Source organism: Brucella tritici (assembly GCF_008932285.1).
Lineage (GTDB): Bacteria > Pseudomonadota > Alphaproteobacteria > Rhizobiales > Rhizobiaceae > Brucella > Brucella tritici.
This window is the reverse complement of record NZ_WBVY01000001.1, coordinates 125,969-143,555: the sequence shown is the minus strand read 5'-3', so window position 1 is coordinate 143,555 and position 17,587 is coordinate 125,969. Positions and strand designations below refer to the sequence as shown.

Sequence of the window (17,587 nt, the reverse complement as noted above, 5' to 3'; positions counted from 1 at the left end):
AAAAATCCACTAGATTCATAAAGTTACTAGTGGTCTTCTTGATTTCGACATTTGCCCGGCGCTCATATCCCAGGGATGCAAATGTCGGAATCAGACCACTAGTGATGTGCCGGGAAAAGGAGAACTGCACCATGCCCGTTCGGCTGAAGAAACTGATCGGCACTTTTTTGCTGGTTTCACTGGTCATCATTTATGCAGTGTTCGCGACCATCATCGCAGTGGCGCATCTTGCTGAATCGAGCGCCTGGGTGCATCTCCTGTATTTCTTCGTGACCGGTATTCTCTGGGTTCTGCCAGCCATGGGCATCATCTGGTGGATGGCGCAGCCGCCACGCAAGAAACAACATTAATCCCGTTTGAGGATGCTGCAGACTATGGCGGGTGACGTTGCAGCGCGAATTCTGAAAGATTTCAAAGAGATCGGCCAATTCTGGAACGATGCTGCAGCCATTCATGGTGCGCCGCAATCGTTTGCGTGGATCCATAATTGGCACGCGGTAGTCAATGCTGACAGTTTCGTCGTCGGACTTTTTGACAGCGATGGTCCAATCCTGCTTGTGCCGCTGGAAATCGTTAGCCAGAACGGCGCGAAAGTCGCGCGTTATCCCGGCGGAAGCCACGCCAATTGCAATTTCCCGTGGCTGCGAAAGAAGTATGGCGGTGTCCTCACACACGGGGCAATCCGGCAACTGATCGAGATGATCCGCAAAGCACGGCCTGACATCGATGCGCTGTCACTGACACGCCAGCTTTCTGAACTGCAAGAGGCGGCCAATCCTCTGCTCACTCTCGGAAAAGCACCCAATCCAAATCCAGTACTCGCCGCGTCACTTGATAGCGGCTTCGATGCCGTGCTTGATCGCGCCAACCGCAAGCGAAAACTGAAAAAGCATCGTCAGCACAGTCGCCGTTATGAAGAAAGCGGTGGCTGGAGAGTCGCCCGGCCGCAAACTCTCGCGGAATCCGACACGGTTCTCGACCTCTATTTTGCGATGAAGGCACAGCGCTTCCGAAAGATGGGAATCCGTGATCCTTTCGCCGATGAGAATGTGCGCAATTTCTTCAAAGCTTTATTCGGCGAAGAATTGGCAAGGGGACAGAATCTGAATGAACTCCGCTTTCTTGAAGTAGGCGGAACCGTGCGTTCAATCATCGGAAAACTGTTCGGCGATACAGGCCCTACCGTCGAGTTCGCCGCAATCGCAGAAGACGAGCTGATGACGGCAAGTCCGGGTGAATTTCTCTTCTTCGAGGATATCAGCCACAGTTGCGGTGAAGGCCATTCGATCTACAGTTTCGGTATTGGTGATGAGCCGTACAAACGCGAGTGGTGCGATCTCGAGTTTACGATCTATGACACGCTGATACCGCTTTCCACCAAAGGGAAACTCTTCACAGCGCTGCAATCAGCCCGCAATACGATTGCAGGAAGTATCAAGCGCAATCCGCACCTTTGGGGGCTTGCCAAGACACTGCGCAGCAGGTTCGCAAAAAGGTAGAGAGTGTTAGCAATCTGATTCAGGAACGCCACCTAAAGCACTGTTCCAGAATCAGATTCGACAATCAGGCAGTTTCGTCCATCAGAATGACAACGTCTTCATAACCACCCTGATCGAGATCGAGAGCAGCCAGCGCAACGCCCTTATCGTCCGGATCGACGATACTCATCACCACGGCAGCAGGTCCATCGGCAATGCGTCGGATTTGTTCCGAAGATGAAGGACCGCATTCCACAACGACAAAATCATAGACCGTTTCCAGTGCGTCCAGAATGAGCGGCAGGCGATCAGCAGAACGCATGGCGGTTTCAGGATCAGCCTCGCCCAGCGGAACCACATGAGCCTGCGAGAACCGGTCACTGTGGATGACCTCATTGAAGCGGCGCTCGCCGGACAGAAGATCGGTAATGCCCGGCAGATGAGTACCGTCCAGCATGGCAAGCCCAACGGTTCCCTGTGCGGTCATATCCACGAGAATTGCACGTTTGCCACGGTCGGCGAATTCACGCAGCAGACGCACTGTTCCTGCCGATGCCTTATCGCCCTCGGGAGAGACCACCACGATACGTTTCAGCTTTCCGCCCGACAGAAGATCGGCAACAGCTTCCACACCATTTGGATTGCGTGGTTTCGTCTGACGCTGCCCGATCTCACTTTGCTTGATCTCACCTTGCTTTACCATGGGAAACTCCTCCACGGATTTCCTCGTTTCGGAAACCGGCGGCTTCGCCGCAAACGGCATAGTCCATGAACGGCGTGGCGCTGCAATTGTTTCCTCGGAAACGCCATCACGGCGTTCGGTACGGGACGGCGGCACGGCAGCCGCTTCCACAGCGGCGGCAATGACCGGCATTTCGATTTCCTCGACGGCAGCAATCCGCTGGCCATCCGCAGTCACGAATGCACGCCCGCTGAACAACTCACGCAAGAGAACGAAAATCGACAGCAAGAGCAGGCCAGCAGCAAAAGTTGAGCCGACAATCGGCAATATCATTGGATAATAGGGCACCGCCGGTGCTTCGGCGGAAGAGAAAACCCGAGCATCAACCGGCACATAATTGCGGTCGGTGCGCGACGCGGCTTCGCGATAGCGCGTCAGATAGGTTTCAAGAAGCTGACGCTGTGCCGTCGCCTCGCGCTCCAATGCGCGCAATTCAACTTCCTGATCGCCGGCCTGTGCTGCCTGTGCTTTCACGCGGTTGAGTTCACGATTGAGTTCGTCCTCGCGAAGTTTTGCTGCGGAGACTTCGTTGTCGAGGCTTGCAACAAGCTTGCGGCCTTCGATCCTGATCTGCTGGTCGAGATCGGCAAGCTGCGAACGCAATGCCTTGATCCGAGGATGGCCCTCCAGAAGTGTCGTTGAAAGATCGGCTATCTGGGCGTTAAGTTGAATGCGTCTTTCGGCAAGACGCTGCATCATGCCGGAAGCAACGACGTCCGGCAGCGTGTCGATGGGAGCGCCGGAGGCCAGCGACTTACGAATGCTTTCCGCCTTGGCTTCTGCCGAAGCGCGGCTGGTGCGAACCCGCGTCAGTTCGGTTGAGACCTCAGAGAGCTGCTGTGTCGCTATCGTGCTGTTGCTCTGGCCGGTCAGGAGCCCGCGCGAAGCACGATAATCCGCAACCTTCTTTTCCGCATCGCGGACGCGGTTGCGCAGGTCGTCAATCTCGGGCGCGAGCCAGCCGGTAGCATCGTCGTTCGACTCCAGCTTCGCGGCCTGTTGAAACAGGATGTACTGATTGGCCAGCGCATTGGCGACGTTCTTGGCCGTCTCAGGGTTTGCCGAATTATATTGCACAACGATGACGCGCGAAGCGGTAACGGCAAAAACCTGCATGTTCTTGCGCAGCTTCTGTAGAACACGCTCTTCCGGGGTCAGTCGTGCGGGATCAGTGCGCATGCCAAGCATGATGAGAACGCGGGTCCACGGCTTCACTTCCGTCGTCGTGAAGGTTTCATTGCTGGTCAGCTTGAGTTCGTCGGAAACTTTCTTGAGAAGATCACCGGACGAGAACACCTCAACCTGGCTCTTCACACCTTCGGCGTCAAAGACAGGCCGCTCGGCAGCTGTTTCGCCATTCGGGCGGGTATAGATGGATTCGCGGGCCTCGATCATGATGCGCGCTTCAGCGCGATAATCCGGCGTCAGAAGAAGGCAGATGGCCCACGCAAGCGCCGCCATGAGAAGTGCGCCAACGACAATGAACAGCCAGTGACGGCGCAGGCTGGAGAACAGCGCGCCGATATCAATATCTGCGTCCCTTGATAACGGATCGACTTCTGCCATTCCCCATTCTCCATGGACTTCGCGAGTGCGCTTGCGCGCGTGATCGCTCTCGCCCGCGTGGGGTAAAGCACCCCCGAATCTGGAGCGCGTTTCGATCTGATTACATCAGATCGGCGCTCTACACGTTTCTTTTCAAAGCGCATCTTGTCCGAAAACCGCTTCACACTTTTCGGGATGCGCTTTACTGGAAAGTAAAGGAACAAGGTAACCAGAGGGTTAAGCAGGGCAAGTTCCCAACAGTTGGCGAACCGTAAAGATTTTGCGCCAAACCCTGTCTTCTTTACCAGCCATTAACCCTAATCAATCGATAACGCTTGCAACCGATATTCGTAATCGCGCTGTCAGTACCGCGTCGATTGCGTTCGTAAGAAATATTGCTTTTCGGAAGAAACCGAGGCGGAAGATGACGGCGAAGACAATTCATAACAAGCGCAAAGGCCACGCTCTGCTCGTGGCGCTCGGCCTTGCCGCCATGACGCTTTCCGCCTGCTCCAGCTATCGCCCTGCCCCGCCTGCTTTCCACGAAGCGCTGAACCAGCCTTATATGCTGGATGCAGGTGATCGCGTGCGCATCACGGTTTTCGAACAGCCGAGCCTCACCAATACCTATAGCGTCGATCAGGCAGGCTATATCGCCTTCCCACTCGTTGGCAGCATTCCGGCACGTGGCAAGACATCCAAGCAGCTTGAAGGCATCATCGCATCCAAACTGCGTGGCGGCTACCTGCGCGACCCCGACGTCAGCGCGGAAATCGACCGCTATCGCCCGATATTTGTGATGGGTGAAGTCGGCGCCGCTGGCCAGTATTCCTATGTTCCGGGCATGACCGCGCAAAAGGCTATCGCCGCTGCTGGTGGTTTCAGCCCACGTGCCAATCAGGAGAATGTCGACATCACGCGTCAGTTCAACGGCAAGGTTCTGACCGGTCGCGTGCTGATTTCCGATCCTATCCTGCCGGGCGACACGATCTATGTGCGCGAACGTCTGTTCTGATGGCGATTGATGGCTGATGACACAAATGTCTCCCCACTGCGTATCGTCCACTGTTTCCGCGAACCGACCGGCGGGCTTTTCCGCCATGTTCGCGACCTTGTGGACCTGCAGGCGGGAAAAGGCCACGCAGTCGGCATCGTCTGCGATGCAACGACCGGGGGGCCGCGTGAAGACGCGTTTCTGGAAGAATTACGGCCAAAGCTCGCACTCGGCCTTCATCGCATTGCCATGCAGCGCCACGTCGGACTGGGCGACGCAGCGGCGGCATACAAAGCATATCGCATCATCAAGAAATTGCGGCCGGACATATTGCACGGACATGGCGCCAAAGGCGGTGTCTATGCACGTTTGTTCGGCTCAGTCTTACGGGTTTTTAAGTCTCGCGTAGCCCGTATCTATTCACCGCATGGCGGTAGCCTGCATTTCGACCGGAAGACGCGCCGCGGCGGCGCCGTCTTTCTGGTCGAGAAAATGCTGGCTCCGATGACCGACGCGGTGATGTTCGTTTCCAACTTCGAAAAGCGTATCTATGAAGAAAAGGTAGGGCGGCCCCATGGCCTCCATGCCGTCGTCTACAACGGCTTGGCCGAAGACGAGTTCATACCCGTCGCTGACGCAACCGATGCCAGCGATTTTCTCTTTGTCGGCACGATGCGCGAACTGAAGGGACCCGACCTGCTGATCCGGGCCCTTGCGCGCCTACGCGACCAGCACCAGCGCAGTTTTACCGCAACGATGGTGGGTGACGGCGCGGAAAAGCCCGATTTCGTCAACCTGACCAACGAGCTTGGTATTTCCGCGCAAATCCGCTTTCTGCCCGGAATGGCTGCGCGAGAAGCTTTTGGTTTGGGGCGGATAATGGTGGTTCCATCGCGCGCCGAAGCGTTCCCCTATATTATTCTGGAGGCGCTCGCCGCCGGAAAGCCCGTTATCGCCAGCAATGTCGGCGGGATTCCAGAAGTGTTCGGGCCTCGTTCCTCGGTACTGGTGGAACCCGAGGACGAGGCACTTGCGAACAAGATGCTGGGCGTCGCAGATGATCCAGTTGCGTTTCGTGCCGCGATGCCGGATGCGATACGGCTGCACGAGCGTTTCAGCCAGCAATCCATGGCGCACTCAATCGAGACAATCTATTACGAAGCGCATCCGGACCGGGCCGTACCAGAAGACTAAGGGTTACTCCCCTCAGTCCACCATCGCAACGAAGGCTTCGGATGCAGATACGGACCGTTCGAACTTTGACCGAAACCCACCCCGCGCCGCAAAATAGATATAGTGGAACGCATCGGCCCGCCCGCCGATAAGCGAGATGTCCTCGCGTTGCCATTCCCAAGGCAGCATGTCGAGCTTATCTTCGAACGGGTCTGATATGGTTGCCGACCAGAATGCGGCAATACCATTTGGCTTCAGCGCCCTTTTCACCAATCTCAGACCATCATCTTCATAGATGGCTCCGTTGGCCGCGCGAACTGTAAAGTCAGGCCCATTATCAGTATCCATCAATATGGCATCGTATTGGCCGGGTTCGGCGCGAAGAACATCCATAACGTCAGCGACCCGAACATCGACACGCGGATCGTTCAATGGATGACTGCCAAGATGGCCGATATAGGTCCGGTTCCAGTCCACAATCTCCGGGACGAGTTCGCAAACCGTCACCCTGGCATCAGGTCCGAGCAAATCAAGAGCCGCCCGAAGGGTAAAGCCCATACCGAGCCCGCCGATAAGCATATGCGAAACCTGCCGCCCGTGCAGGCGAAGCGACCTTTCAGCCAATACGGTCTCGGACTGGAAATTGACGTTCGACATCAATTCCAGGCCGTTATAGCGAATTTCATAAATGTGATCGCGTTTTCGCAACAAAATTTCATCGCCGGCATGATTGCCCGCTCTAGCCAGTTCGGCCCAGATAGTCATGATCAACCCTAGAGCGCCCTCCAAAATAGCAGAACGGTTGGATAAAGCGCATTAAAACAAACAGTTAATGCGACCGGCTAGGTCGCAGCGTGAATTGCTCTCATCAGGATTTTTTGGGTCGCTGTGCGGTCAGGCGCGCAGCAACCCCATGACATCGTCCGATCTGGTGCCGATCAGAAGTGGAAACAAAGCTGGCCTGTTGGCGGCAACATGTACCGAACAGTTCGACGGCAAAATGCCGCTTGCAGCTTTTTCTTCCAACGGTTTCATATCACTGTCCTAGGCAATATAATCATGCAAGGCAAGCTTTGCATCGGCTTGGATTGCGACAACTGGCGTCGCTCTTTCCCGTCGTCAATGCTATAGCTGTACGGGCATCAAACATGTTATTTTAGCCGTTACTAACAGTAACGGTTTTCGACCGAGTATTTAATTGAGTGTTTACCTAAGTCAAAAGCTTGCCATGCGATGTTTATATTCTGCTTAGGACTCTCGGTCTAATTACGAGGCTATCAATTTACGATCAGGGGCAATGTTGTGCGAGACAATGATGCGCTTTCTCCTTTTGGCCGCAAAGCCATGGAAGCCAGCAGCAAGCCAGATTCCGGGCCAGATTCCAAACCGCGCGGTCCGGTAGAGCTCAGTCCACTGGCGCGCCAGATGGCCGAGCAATATCAGCGCGATACGTTTTCGCCGCTGATGTTGAGTGGCGTCATGCGTATGGCGGAGTTTGGGATTGTCTTTTTCTCCGGCATTCTGAGCTTCCTGTTCTATGTCGGTATCCGTACGCATCTGATCTTCTATTACCCGCTCATCATGGTCGCTGGCGGCGCGCTTTTTGTCCTGCTGATGGAAATCAACGATGGCTATCAGATCAACGTGCTGCGCAGCCCGGGTCGATATCTGCGGCGGCTTTTTATCAGTTGGGCAGCCGTGCTCGGCACCCTTGCCATTGCCGGTTTCCTGCTGAAAGCTTCGTCCGACTTCTCACGCGGCTGGTTCCTGTACTGGGCACTCAGCGCCTGTGTGCTGCTATTGATTTCGCGTGTTTTCATCGCATGGAAGATCAAGCGCTGGGCACGTAATGGCACGATGGAGCGCCGCGCCGTCATCGTCGGCGGTGGTCCCAATGCAGAAGCGCTCATCCGTTCGCTCGAGCAGCAGCCCGACAACGATATCCGTATCTGCGGCATCTTCGACGACCGCGATGACAAACGCTCGCCGCCTATTGTTGCGGGCTACCCAAAGCTTGGCAATATCAATGAGCTGATTGAATTTGCACGTATCGCTCACATCGACATGCTGATCGTGTCGCTCCCGATCAGCGCCGAAGCCCGCGTGCTGGCTCTGTTAAAGAAGCTCTGGGTTCTCCCGGTCGATATCCGGCTGTCCGCGCTCAACAATCACCTGCGCTTCCGTCCGCGTGCCTATTCCTATGTCGGCGCGGTGCCGATGCTGGATATTTTCGACAAGCCCATCAATGATTGGGATTCAGTCGCCAAACGCATCTTCGACGTTGTCTTCAGCATTTTGGGCATCATTCTTCTGTCGCCGATCATGATCGGCACGGCAATTGCCATCAAGCTCGACAGCAAGGGTCCTGTGATTTTCAAGCAGAAGCGGCATGGCTTCAACAATGAAGTCATCAATGTCTGGAAATTCCGGTCCATGTACACCGAGATGTGCGACCCGACCGCCAAGCAGGCCGTTACCAAAGACGATCCTCGCGTCACCCGCGTCGGGCGCTTCATCCGCAAGGCCTCCATCGATGAGCTGCCGCAGTTCTTCAATGTTCTGGCTGGTTCCTTGTCGCTGGTCGGCCCGCGCCCGCACGCGGTCGCAGCTCATTCGCATAATGTGCTCTATAACGAGGTGGTCGATGGTTATTTCGCGCGTCACCGTGTGAAGCCGGGCGTTACCGGCTGGGCGCAGATCAATGGCTGGCGCGGCGAAATCGACAATGAAAACAAGATCCGCATGCGCACGGAATTCGATCTTTATTACATCGAAAACTGGTCGCTCTGGCTTGATCTCAAAATTCTGTTCCTGACGCCGGTACGGCTTCTCAACACGGAAAACGCCTATTGACCAGCGTGGCACAGCGGTTTGACGGCAATTCGCGTCCAGCCGTAGTGCTGGCCGCGGATGTATCGCGCAAACGCGCGCTTAATCGTCTTATCGTCAATATTGCAATTGGCTTCGGTGTTTTTCTACTCGGTTTCGTGATGAGCGAGCCGGCCCCTTATGAACTCTATATGGTTGGCCTGATTGCGCTGGCATTGTTGTTCGGGCTGCGATTGACCCGCACCAGCCTTGTGCTGCTGGCGCTCCTTGTAGTGTTCAATTTCGGTGGGATGATTTCAGTCATGCAGATGGCTGACGTCAAGAAAGCCCCACTCTACATTGCCGTTTCGCTGTTTCTGGCTTTCACGTCGGTATTCTTCGCCGCTGCCATCGAAGGGGACTATCGGCGTTTAAAGACCATATTCAACGCCTATCTTCTTGTCGGCGTGCTTTCTTCCGTCCTCGGCATTGCCGGTTATCTCGGCCTTTTTCCGGGCGCAGAAATCTTCACGCGCTACGGACGTGCGCAGGGCGCATTTCAGGACCCCAACGTCTATGGACCCTTCCTGATATTGCCCCTGACCTGGACGCTTTACCGCATCATGCGCGGCAGTCCGCGTGATGTCCTTGTCTATCTGCCTTTCTGCGGCCTGCTCACGCTCGGCGTTCTTGTGTCCTTCTCGCGTGCGGCATGGGCGATGGTTCCTCTCTCCTTCGCCATCCTGTTCGGCATCTTTTTCCTGCAAAGCAACAGCAATCGTTTTCGGCTACGCCTGATGGTAATTGGCCTGCTTGCTGTTGTAACAATTGTTCTCGCGATCCTGATTATTCTGCAAATTCCCGGCGTCGGCGATTTCTTCCGAGAGCGCGCACGCCTCGAACAAAGCTATGACAGTGCAAGACTTGGACGATTTGCGCGGCACTGGCTTGGAATGATCCTCGCTACACAACATCCGCTCGGCATCGGCCCGCTCGAATTTGGTCCGATGTTCGGTGAGGATACGCATAATATCTGGCTCAAAGCCGTACTCGACTATGGCTGGATCGGCTTCATCGCCTTTCTGACGCTGACATTCCTGACACTCGGGATTGGCTTCAAGCTTGTACTTCGCAATCGTCCCTGGCAGCCATTTCTTCTCGTTGCTTACGCGACCTATCTCGGACATGTCCTGATCGGCAATGTCATCGACACGGATCACTGGCGTCACTTTTATCTGCTTTTCGGGATTATCTGGGGTTGTGCAGGGCTGGAATACAAGTATCAGCTTCTACCCAAGCAAAAAGACCCATCAGGAGAGCAGCATTTTGCAGTTCGCGATATACGCCGCAGCGGCCCTCTTTGAAATTGCCGGATGCTTCGCCTTCTGGGCATGGCTGAAGCTCGACAAGTCACCGCTTTGGCTGGCACCCGGCATGGTGTGCCTCGCATTGTTCGCCTATCTTCTGACCCTGATTGAAAGCAATGTCGCCGGTCGCGCTTATGCAGCCTATGGCGGCATCTATATTATCGCGTCGATTTTGTGGATCTGGTTTGCTGAGGGTGCCCGCCCCGACCGTTGGGATGTCGTCGGTGCATGTACGGCTTTTGCAGGAACATGCATCATCCTCTTTGCGCCTCGATCCTGATGGCTGAAACGATGCATGAATGTCATGTGCAATTTGCCAGTTTCGGCAAATTAGCCCTTGCGTGCCAAGTCGTTATAATCTACGGCTTTCCCCGGCTCGGAGCGTAGCGCAGCCCGGTAGCGCACTTGACTGGGGGTCAAGGGGTCGTGGGTTCGAATCCCGCCGCTCCGACCATTTTTCTTCCCCAAACCTTTATTTTCATACGATCTTTCCTTTGCACCGAAAGTGCAAATCGGATTAGCTCTGCCATGCATTGCATGGAGGAAAGCATGAAGAACGCCTTGATCACTGGCGGCAGTCGCGGCATCGGCCGCGCCACCGCTCTGCGCAGCGCGGCGCAAGGCTGGTCTGTAGCCCTGAACTACGCGGGGAACGAACAGGCAGCCCAGCAAGCGGTGACTGAGGCAGCAAAGCTGGGTGCGAAAGCGCTTGCGATCCGGGGTGACATATCCAGCGAAAGAGATGTTATCGCCATGTTCGACAAGGCAGAGGCTGATCTTGGTCCGCTGAAAGGTGTCGTCCTGAATGCCGGTATCGTGGCTCAAACCATGCCTCTTGCGGATATGAGCGCTGATCGTCTGAAAAACATGTTCGATGTAAATGTTTACGGCACCTATCTATGCGCCCGCGAAGCAGCGCGGCGCTTGCAGCCGGACAGTGCAATCGTCATCGTTTCATCCATGGCCTCGCGGCTTGGATCACCGTTTGAATATGTGGACTATGCCGGAGCGAAGGGCGCCCTCGATACGCTGACCACCGGTCTCTCTAAAGAGCTCGCGCCGAAAGGCATTCGCGTCAACGCGGTGCGTCCCGGCCTGATTGATACCGAAATCCATGCCAGTGGCGGCAATCCGGATCGCGCGGCAAGGTTAGGCGCCGGAACACCCGCTGGAAGAGCCGGCAAGGCGGAGGAAGTCGCGGAAGCCATTTTCTGGCTGTTGAACGACGCCCCCGCCTATGTGACCGGAACATTCATCGACGTTGCCGGTGGGCGTTAATCCTGAACCGCCTCGACCTATTTCTCGCGCAACTGATAGGTTTCCGCGACGTAGCGATAGCCCTCGCCTTCCCGCTTGAGATAGGCCAGCGCCGGAAACGGCATATGATAGCCGATGAACGGTAGCCTGTCGGTCGCGATCATGTCGAACATGCGTTTGCGGGTCTGGACGGCGGCTTCCTTGTCGATATCGAAGGAAACGTGCCATTCGGGCCGCTGCAACGTTATGACGAAATGGTTCGCCGTATCCGAAACCAGCATCAACGACTTGCCTCCCGTTTCGACCCGGAAAGCCAGATGGCCCGGCGTGTGGCCATAAGCTGCCACAGAATGAATGCCGGAAACGACTTCGCTGTCGTCATCCAGAAACGTCATCTTCTCGGCTAGTGGCTTCACGTTTTTGGCCACCATTTCGGCAACTGTCTTGGCGGGGCTGTCAAGCCTTGCGGGATCTGTCCAGAAGTCGAATTCCTTCTGTCCAGCAGCGTAACGCGCATTGGCAAAGGCCGGCTTGCCGTCCTCCATCAGTCCACCGATGTGATCGGGATGGAAATGGCTCAGCACTACCAGAGACACATCGTCCGTCTTATAGCCCGAAGCTTCGAGCGCGCTGGTCAATTTGCCCAATCCCGCCTTGCGGGCTCCTGCTCCCATGCCGGTGTCAAACAGGACAAGCTCCTTGCCCGTATTGATGAGTACCGGCGTGAAACTGTTGACGAAACGGTCGGTGGGCAGAAGATTTTCCTCAAGAAGTGCGGCGACCACTTTCGGGTTCTGATCCACCGCATATGTCTTTTCGGGCGCTTGGCCTGCCCTGCGTCCATCGGAAAGCGTGGTAATCTCGAAATCACCAAACTGAAAACGATGGAAGCCCGGATTTTCTACCTGTGACGGGGTTTTCACTTTGGAACTGCCTGTTTCGGCTGCGGCCTTGGTGAGTTCCAGAGGCGACAAGGCCAATCCGGCACCGGCAGCAGATGCTGTAACAATGAAATTACGTCTTGAGATGCTCATTGATCGATCTCCCGGCATAATCTTTGGATAAGATCGACAGGATACCCGAAAAAGCTCCCTGATACATGGGATGTGCGATCAAGTTTCTGTTGGCGCGACAAGGGCGGCATCCCTCTTGCCTCTCCGTTCAAGAATCACTATTTACAGGGCCGCGCGGGACGACCCGTGCCAGTGTTCGCATCGGGGACGGCCCCATAGGAGGGTGTCCTATGGCAGGGCCGATCGAACAATTCGCAATCAAGCCCATCGTTGAACTTGGTGAAATCGGCGGTCAGCCGATTGCTTTCACCAATTCGGCGCTCTTCATGGTGCTGACAGTGCTGGGCACAGCTGTGTTCATGTACCTTTCGGCCCGTCGGGCTGCCGTTGTGCCGGGGCGTTGGCAATCCTCTGCCGAGATTCTCTACGAATTCGTGTCGAAGACATTACGAGAGAACGCCGGTGAAAAAGGCATGACCTTCTTTCCCCTCGTCTTCTCGCTGTTCCTGTTTATCCTGTTTGCCAATCTGATTGGCATGTTTCCCTATGCCTTTACGGTGACGAGCCACATCATTGTGACCTTTGCGTTGGCCATGCTCGTATTCCTGACAGTTACGATCTACGGTCTTATACGAAACGGTTTCGGGTTCTTCCGGCTGTTCATGCCTGCGGGCGTGCCAGTCGTGCTGGCGCCTATCATCGTGCCAATCGAGATCATGTCCTATATCTCGCGCCCGGTCAGCCATTCGGTTCGTCTGTTCGCTGTGATGCTTGCGGGGCACATCACGCTGAAGGTTTTTGCGGGGTTCGTCATCGGTCTGGGCAGCCTGGGCACGCTTGGCATGTTGACTGCTGTACTGCCGCTGGCAATGACCGTCGCGTTGACAGCGCTCGAATTGCTGATGGCAGTCATTCAAGCTTACGTATTTACTATGCTGACCTGCATGTATCTCAACGATGCGCTACATCCGTCGCACTGATTACATAGTTCGCGGGAGGGACGGCCTTCCCGCTTTTTCAACGAACGGGACGGCCCGTTCAGAACCCTCGTGAGGGAGCATTAAAATGGCATGGCTTTATCTGATCGTGGCCGGAGTTCTTGAGGTTGTCTGGGCTTATTTCATGAAAAAATCGGAAGGCTTTTCCCTTCTGACACCGAGCGCTATTACCATCGTAACCATGATCGGCAGTTTCATTCTGCTGTCCATCGCCATGCGCAGCCTGCCGCTTGGCACGGCCTATGCAATCTGGACAGGCATTGGCGCGGTGGGTGCATTTGTGGTGGGCATCTTCATTCTTGGTGAGGCTGCAACCTTCTTCCGTGTTGCAAGCGTGACGTTGATTCTAGCCGGTATCATCGGGTTGAAACTCTCATCCAGCTGATCCAGTCGGCTAAAAGAAAAGGGAGGCAAAAGCCTCCCTTTTTTCATGCGATCCAAAGTCGATCAGCGCACCTGATCGAGAAGACGTTTGCATTCCAGAAGATCGAACAATGCCTCCTGCAAAAGCGAGCGGTTGTCCTTTGAAGGCCGCTTTCCATCAGCTCCGATGGGGCCATCTTCCTCGCCCTTCAACAAGCCGAAAAGTTTGCGCGCCGGTTGCGGCGCCTTGATGCCGCTCGGCAAAGCCATTTCATTGTCTGCCGCCTCTTCGGCAGCGCGCTTATCGGCGGCAGCTTGCTTCTGGCGTGTGATTGCCTCGATGGCCTGAACATCGCCATTGCCGAGCGCGATGATGAACTGCGCATTGTTTTCGCGGAGCAGGCGCTGCACGCCCTTGATCGTGTAGCCCTGATCGTAGAGCAGATGACGAATGCCCTTGAGCAATTCGACATCAAGCGGTCGGTAGTATCGGCGACCGCCGCCCCGCTTCATAGGCTTGATCTGGGTAAAGCGCGTTTCCCAGAAACGCAGCACATGCTGCGGAAGATCAAGATCATCCGCTACTTCACTGATCGTCCTGAATGCATCAGGGCTCTTGTCCATTCCACTTGCCCTTTCCAGTGGTTCAGGTTTCGCCGTTGCGGCGCAACCTCGCCGATCCAGATAGTTCAACTCGCTGCCAACGCGGACGCGTCTGTAACACGAAAGGCGCTTGTTACCATCGGATTTTAAAAGACGGGAGTTAACAAACTCCAGCGTGTGGAAAGACACGGCGCAAACGTCATTCAAAACCGGACGGCGTGCAACACGAACTCGTTCTGAAAAGCCAGCCGCTTTCCAGATTTCAATATCAGCGAAGCGATTCGCTCCGCTGAATCCATTATATAATATCAGAGCTTTATAAGCATCCCTTCACACATGGCCGAAGGTAGCGTGGCCAATTCGTGGCCACCCAGGTCAACAGCGACCGTCCCCTTGAAGGGGCTGGCGGTCGAAGCAACGTTCTCCGCGCATGGTCTCGAACCAGACGCAGAAAACTGTCAACGATTTGCAATGATGGTGCCAAAAACAAAATGCTGCCCGATGGGCAGCATTCTAGCAATTACTTCTGGCTTTTGGTTTCACGCTTCTGGTGTTCCTGCAGAATGCGCTGCTTGAGAACATTGGAAGCTTTGAAAGTCATCACACGACGGGGAAGAATTGGAACCTCCTCGCCTGTTTTCGGATTACGGCCAATGCGCTCGTTCTTGTCACGAACCTGAAATGTCGCGAAAGACGACAATTTCACGGTTTCGCCGTTGACGATAGCGTCACAGACTTCATCGAGGATCATCTCGACAAGAGCCGCCGACTCCGTTCTGGAAAGGCCTACCTTCCGGTAAACAGCCTCTGCCAGATCAGCTCGCGTGACCGTTTTACCTCCCATGACCGAACCTGCCTGGTTAGCGTTTGAACAGATAATATCCTTACGTGACAGGACGTTACACAAATAAAAGCGCAACGGTCAAGCCGCGAGTTCCCTCACGGCAGATCAAATTTGTCACTTACCAGCGCAACAGAACCGCGCCCCACGTGAATCCGCCGCCCATCGCCTCCAGAAGAACGAGGTCGCCCTTCTTGATACGGCCGTCCGCTACAGCGGTCGCGAGCGCCAGCGGAACCGACGCCGCAGAGGTGTTACCATGGCGATCCACGGTGATGACCACCTTGTTTTCAGCAATATTCAGCTTCTTGGCGGAAGCATCGATAATGCGTTTGTTGGCCTGATGCGGGACGAACCAGTCGATATCCTCAGCTGTAAGGCCGGTTTCCTCGAAGGAGGCCTCGATAACGTCCGTAATCATGCCAACGGCATGCTTGAAGACTTCGCGGCCTTCCATGCGCAGATGGCCGACCGTCTGAGTCGTGGACGGACCGCCATCCACAAAAAGTTTTTCCTTGTGATTGCCGTCCGAGCGCAGATTGGCGGCGAGAACACCGCGATCCGAGGTCAGCCCGTTGCCTTCGGCAGCTTCGAGAACCACCGCACCGGCACCGTCGCCGAACAGAACGCAGGTCGTGCGATCATTCCAGTCGAGGATGCGCGAGAAGGTTTCCGCGCCGATGACCAGAACCCGCTTCGCCATGCCGCCGCGGATATAGAGGTCAGCCGTCGTTATGGCATAGATGAAGCCGCTGCACACGGCCTGCATATCGAAGGCAAAACCCTTGGTGATTCCCAGTTCGCGCTGAATTTCCACGGCACTTGCCGGAAAAGTATGGTTGGGCGTCGAGGTTGCCAACAGAACGAGATCAATATCGGTCGGCTGAAGACCGGCATTCTCGATTGCCGCGCGGGCCGCAGCCGCGCCGAGCGAAACTGTGGTTTCGTCATCGCCTGCGATATGGCGCTCACGGATACCCGTGCGCTGCACGATCCACTCGTCCGAGGTTTCGATAATACCTTCGAAATCGGTATTCTTCATGACCCGCTTCGGCAATGCCGAACCGATACCCCGCACGACAGATCTTATCATCTCTTATTTCCTGTCCTTACATGCGACCGGCGCGACGAGCATTCGCGCGCGCAGCCGTGAATTCTGGCCCTACACATATTCGGTAAAAGTTACTTCACCGCTTCGGCACCGAAAAAATAATCGGCAAACCGCAAATCTTATCCAATTCCGTCTTCCGCTTGGCGTTGCCGGAATTATGCCTTCGCAGCCTCGCCACCTTCATTCGAAACATGCGGATGACTGTGGTGGAAATGTGCCAGATCGGCTTCGATCTTTTCCAGAAGGCGATTTCTCACCATGTCATAGCCGACTTCCACTGCCGAGCAGAAGCCTTCGGCGTTCGCGCTGCCATGACTTTTGATAACAATTCCGCTGAGACCGAGGAAAACGCCGCCATTGACCTTGTTCGGATCCATCTTTTCACGCAGGCGGTCAAACGCGCCCTTGGCGAAAACATAGCCAATCTTGGCAAGCAGCGTCCGGCGCATGGCTTGACGCAGCAGTTCTCCCATCTGGCGGGCCGTACCTTCCGCGGCCTTGAGTGCGATATTGCCGGTGAAACCTTCGGTCACAACCACATCCACAGTACCTTTACCGATGTCGTTGCCTTCAACAAAACCGGAATAGGCAAGTCCGTCGAGCGGTGTGTCGCGCAGAATCTGACCTGCCTCCTTGATCTCGTCGAGACCTTTGACCTCTTCCGTGCCGACATTGAGGAGCCCTACGGTCGGTTTGCGCACCTCGAACAAAGCGCGCGCCATACCGGCTCCCATAACGGCATAATCGACAAGCTGACGCGCATCGGCACCAATAGTGGCACCAATGTCGAGCACGATGCTTTCACCGCGCAGCGTTGGCCAGATGCCCGCAATCGCCGGGCGCTCAACGTCCGACATCATGCGCAGGCAAAATTTGGACATAGCCATCAGGGCGCCGGTATTACCGGCAGAAATACACGCCTGGGCATCGCCGGTCTTCACCGCCTCGATGGCCTGCCACATGGATGATTTGCCCCGACCGGCGCGTAGCGCCTGGCTCGGCTTGTCATCCATGCTGATGGCAACCTGACTCGCGCGAAACTCTGATGCGGCCTGCAGTTTCGGGTAGCGTGCCAGCACGGGCTCCACCTGCGCGGGGAGACCGAAGAAAATGAAGCGAATGTCAGGATGGCGCTCAAGCGCCTTCGCTGCGCCGGGGATGACCACTTCAGGGCCAAAATCACCGCCCATCGCGTCGATCGAAATTTTGATCACTCTTGATTATTCCTGTGCGATCCCTGTCCCTGCCCTGCCTTTGCAGCAGACAGGTTTTCGGCGAAAATAGTGTTTTTGCG

18 protein-coding genes and 1 tRNA gene are annotated in these 17,587 nt (G+C 55.5%); 11 read left to right on the top strand and 8 right to left on the bottom strand.

What is annotated here, in order from left to right:
* The first annotated feature begins 131 nt into the window (after window positions 1-131).
* Window positions 132-350: a DUF2842 domain-containing protein gene (locus F9K94_RS00760; RefSeq protein ID WP_010661115.1), complete on the top strand. Its 219-nt coding sequence runs from the start codon at window positions 132-134 to the stop codon at window positions 348-350.
* 24 nt (window positions 351-374) lie between these two features.
* A complete protein-coding gene (locus F9K94_RS00755; protein WP_151643070.1) occupies window positions 375-1,499 on the top strand; it encodes a GNAT family N-acetyltransferase in 1,125 nt (374 codons plus the stop codon).
* Between the two features lie 64 nt (window positions 1,500-1,563).
* On the opposite strand, the gene F9K94_RS00750 is transcribed toward F9K94_RS00755, so the two are convergent.
* A complete protein-coding gene (locus F9K94_RS00750) occupies window positions 1,564-3,786 on the bottom strand; it encodes an exopolysaccharide transport family protein (protein WP_151643069.1) in 2,223 nt (740 codons plus the stop codon).
* Window positions 3,787-4,189: 403 nt separating this feature from the next.
* On the opposite strand from F9K94_RS00750, the gene F9K94_RS00745 reads away from it, so the two are divergent.
* Window positions 4,190-4,780: a polysaccharide biosynthesis/export family protein gene (locus F9K94_RS00745; protein ID WP_012092328.1), complete on the top strand. Its 591-nt coding sequence runs from the start codon at window positions 4,190-4,192 to the stop codon at window positions 4,778-4,780.
* A gap of 9 nt (window positions 4,781-4,789) precedes the next feature.
* A complete protein-coding gene (locus F9K94_RS00740) occupies window positions 4,790-5,953 on the top strand; it encodes a glycosyltransferase family 4 protein (protein WP_151643067.1) in 1,164 nt (387 codons plus the stop codon).
* Between the two features lie 12 nt (window positions 5,954-5,965).
* On the opposite strand, the gene F9K94_RS00735 is transcribed toward F9K94_RS00740, so the two are convergent.
* Both F9K94_RS00735 and F9K94_RS24335 read right to left on the bottom strand, forming a co-directional pair.
* Entirely contained in the window at window positions 5,966-6,697 is a 732-nt protein-coding gene (locus F9K94_RS00735) for a spermidine synthase (protein WP_151643065.1), read from the bottom strand.
* 129 nt (window positions 6,698-6,826) lie between these two features.
* Window positions 6,827-6,967 (bottom strand): hypothetical protein, encoded by a 141-nt coding sequence (locus tag F9K94_RS24335; protein WP_192799421.1) that lies wholly within the window; start codon window positions 6,965-6,967, stop codon window positions 6,827-6,829.
* Between the two features lie 309 nt (window positions 6,968-7,276).
* On the opposite strand from F9K94_RS24335, the gene F9K94_RS00730 reads away from it, so the two are divergent.
* The 5 genes from F9K94_RS00730 to F9K94_RS00710 all read left to right on the top strand — a co-directional run bounded on the left by F9K94_RS00730 (window position 7,277) and on the right by F9K94_RS00710 (window position 11,385).
* Complete coding sequence (locus F9K94_RS00730) at window positions 7,277-8,785, top strand: undecaprenyl-phosphate glucose phosphotransferase (RefSeq protein ID WP_407922025.1); 1,509 nt, start codon at window positions 7,277-7,279, stop codon at window positions 8,783-8,785.
* The gene (locus F9K94_RS00725; RefSeq protein ID WP_151643061.1) at window positions 8,782-10,104 is read left to right on the top strand and encodes an O-antigen ligase family protein; all 1,323 of its coding nucleotides are present in this window, start codon (window positions 8,782-8,784) and stop codon (window positions 10,102-10,104) included. The genes F9K94_RS00730 and F9K94_RS00725 overlap by 4 nt, the downstream gene beginning before the upstream one ends.
* Entirely contained in the window at window positions 10,067-10,387 is a 321-nt protein-coding gene (locus tag F9K94_RS00720; protein WP_006466505.1) for a YnfA family protein, read from the top strand. The genes F9K94_RS00725 and F9K94_RS00720 overlap by 38 nt, the downstream gene beginning before the upstream one ends.
* A 97-nt stretch (window positions 10,388-10,484) precedes the next feature.
* A tRNA-Pro gene (locus F9K94_RS00715) sits at window positions 10,485-10,561 on the top strand.
* A 95-nt stretch (window positions 10,562-10,656) separates the two neighbouring features.
* Window positions 10,657-11,385, top strand: a complete 729-nt coding sequence (locus F9K94_RS00710) for an SDR family oxidoreductase (RefSeq protein WP_151643059.1) — start codon at window positions 10,657-10,659, stop codon at window positions 11,383-11,385.
* A 17-nt stretch (window positions 11,386-11,402) separates the two neighbouring features.
* Here the strand turns inward: F9K94_RS00710 and F9K94_RS00705 are convergent, their stop codons facing one another.
* Window positions 11,403-12,398 carry an MBL fold metallo-hydrolase gene (locus F9K94_RS00705; RefSeq protein WP_151643056.1) on the bottom strand — a complete coding sequence of 332 codons (996 nt, stop codon included), beginning with the start codon at window positions 12,396-12,398 and terminating at the stop codon, window positions 11,403-11,405.
* A gap of 209 nt (window positions 12,399-12,607) precedes the next feature.
* Between F9K94_RS00705 and F9K94_RS00700 the strand changes: the two genes are divergently transcribed.
* Together F9K94_RS00700 and sugE are read left to right on the top strand one after the other, a co-directional pair.
* The gene (locus tag F9K94_RS00700; RefSeq protein ID WP_151643054.1) at window positions 12,608-13,357 is read left to right on the top strand and encodes a F0F1 ATP synthase subunit A; all 750 of its coding nucleotides are present in this window, start codon (window positions 12,608-12,610) and stop codon (window positions 13,355-13,357) included.
* A gap of 85 nt (window positions 13,358-13,442) precedes the next feature.
* Window positions 13,443-13,760 carry a quaternary ammonium compound efflux SMR transporter SugE gene (gene sugE / locus F9K94_RS00695; RefSeq protein WP_061347387.1) on the top strand — a complete coding sequence of 106 codons (318 nt, stop codon included), beginning with the start codon at window positions 13,443-13,445 and terminating at the stop codon, window positions 13,758-13,760.
* A 62-nt stretch (window positions 13,761-13,822) separates the two neighbouring features.
* Here sugE and F9K94_RS00690 read toward each other — a convergent pair whose 3' ends face one another.
* The 4 genes from F9K94_RS00690 to plsX form a co-directional block, all read right to left on the bottom strand.
* On the bottom strand, window positions 13,823-14,362 hold the full coding sequence (locus F9K94_RS00690; protein WP_010661103.1) for a MerR family transcriptional regulator: 540 nt from the start codon (window positions 14,360-14,362) through the stop codon (window positions 13,823-13,825).
* 499 nt (window positions 14,363-14,861) lie between these two features.
* Window positions 14,862-15,185 (bottom strand): integration host factor subunit alpha, encoded by a 324-nt coding sequence (locus F9K94_RS00685; RefSeq protein WP_010661102.1) that lies wholly within the window; start codon window positions 15,183-15,185, stop codon window positions 14,862-14,864.
* A 118-nt stretch (window positions 15,186-15,303) separates the two neighbouring features.
* Window positions 15,304-16,275 (bottom strand): beta-ketoacyl-ACP synthase III, encoded by a 972-nt coding sequence (locus tag F9K94_RS00680; RefSeq protein WP_151643052.1) that lies wholly within the window; start codon window positions 16,273-16,275, stop codon window positions 15,304-15,306.
* Window positions 16,276-16,448: 173 nt separating this feature from the next.
* Window positions 16,449-17,507, bottom strand: a complete 1,059-nt coding sequence (gene plsX, locus F9K94_RS00675) for a phosphate acyltransferase PlsX (RefSeq protein WP_151554767.1) — start codon at window positions 17,505-17,507, stop codon at window positions 16,449-16,451.
* Between the last annotated feature and the right edge of the window lie 80 nt (window positions 17,508-17,587).

Excerpts from the sequence above, each read along its gene's own strand:
- F9K94_RS00730 (WP_407922025.1), top strand. The coding sequence starts at position 7,277 with ATGGAAGCCAGCAGCAAGCCAGATTCCGGGCCAGATTCCAAACCGCGC.
- F9K94_RS00690 (WP_010661103.1), bottom strand. The coding sequence starts at position 14,362 with ATGGACAAGAGCCCTGATGCATTCAGGACGATCAGTGAAGTAGCGGAT.
- F9K94_RS00685 (WP_010661102.1), bottom strand. The coding sequence starts at position 15,185 with ATGGGAGGTAAAACGGTCACGCGAGCTGATCTGGCAGAGGCTGTTTAC.
- F9K94_RS00700 (WP_151643054.1), top strand. The coding sequence starts at position 12,608 with ATGGCAGGGCCGATCGAACAATTCGCAATCAAGCCCATCGTTGAACTT.
- F9K94_RS24335 (WP_192799421.1), bottom strand. The coding sequence starts at position 6,967 with ATGAAACCGTTGGAAGAAAAAGCTGCAAGCGGCATTTTGCCGTCGAAC.
- F9K94_RS00705 (WP_151643056.1), bottom strand. The coding sequence starts at position 12,398 with ATGAGCATCTCAAGACGTAATTTCATTGTTACAGCATCTGCTGCCGGT.
- F9K94_RS00745 (WP_012092328.1), top strand. The coding sequence starts at position 4,190 with ATGACGGCGAAGACAATTCATAACAAGCGCAAAGGCCACGCTCTGCTC.
- F9K94_RS00750 (WP_151643069.1), bottom strand. The coding sequence starts at position 3,786 with ATGGCAGAAGTCGATCCGTTATCAAGGGACGCAGATATTGATATCGGC.
- F9K94_RS00735 (WP_151643065.1), bottom strand. The coding sequence starts at position 6,697 with ATGACTATCTGGGCCGAACTGGCTAGAGCGGGCAATCATGCCGGCGAT.
- F9K94_RS00680 (WP_151643052.1), bottom strand. The coding sequence starts at position 16,275 with ATGATAAGATCTGTCGTGCGGGGTATCGGTTCGGCATTGCCGAAGCGG.
- sugE (WP_061347387.1), top strand. The coding sequence starts at position 13,443 with ATGGCATGGCTTTATCTGATCGTGGCCGGAGTTCTTGAGGTTGTCTGG.
- F9K94_RS00755 (WP_151643070.1), top strand. The coding sequence starts at position 375 with ATGGCGGGTGACGTTGCAGCGCGAATTCTGAAAGATTTCAAAGAGATC.
- F9K94_RS00710 (WP_151643059.1), top strand. The coding sequence starts at position 10,657 with ATGAAGAACGCCTTGATCACTGGCGGCAGTCGCGGCATCGGCCGCGCC.
- F9K94_RS00740 (WP_151643067.1), top strand. The coding sequence starts at position 4,790 with ATGGCTGATGACACAAATGTCTCCCCACTGCGTATCGTCCACTGTTTC.
- F9K94_RS00760 (WP_010661115.1), top strand. The coding sequence starts at position 132 with ATGCCCGTTCGGCTGAAGAAACTGATCGGCACTTTTTTGCTGGTTTCA.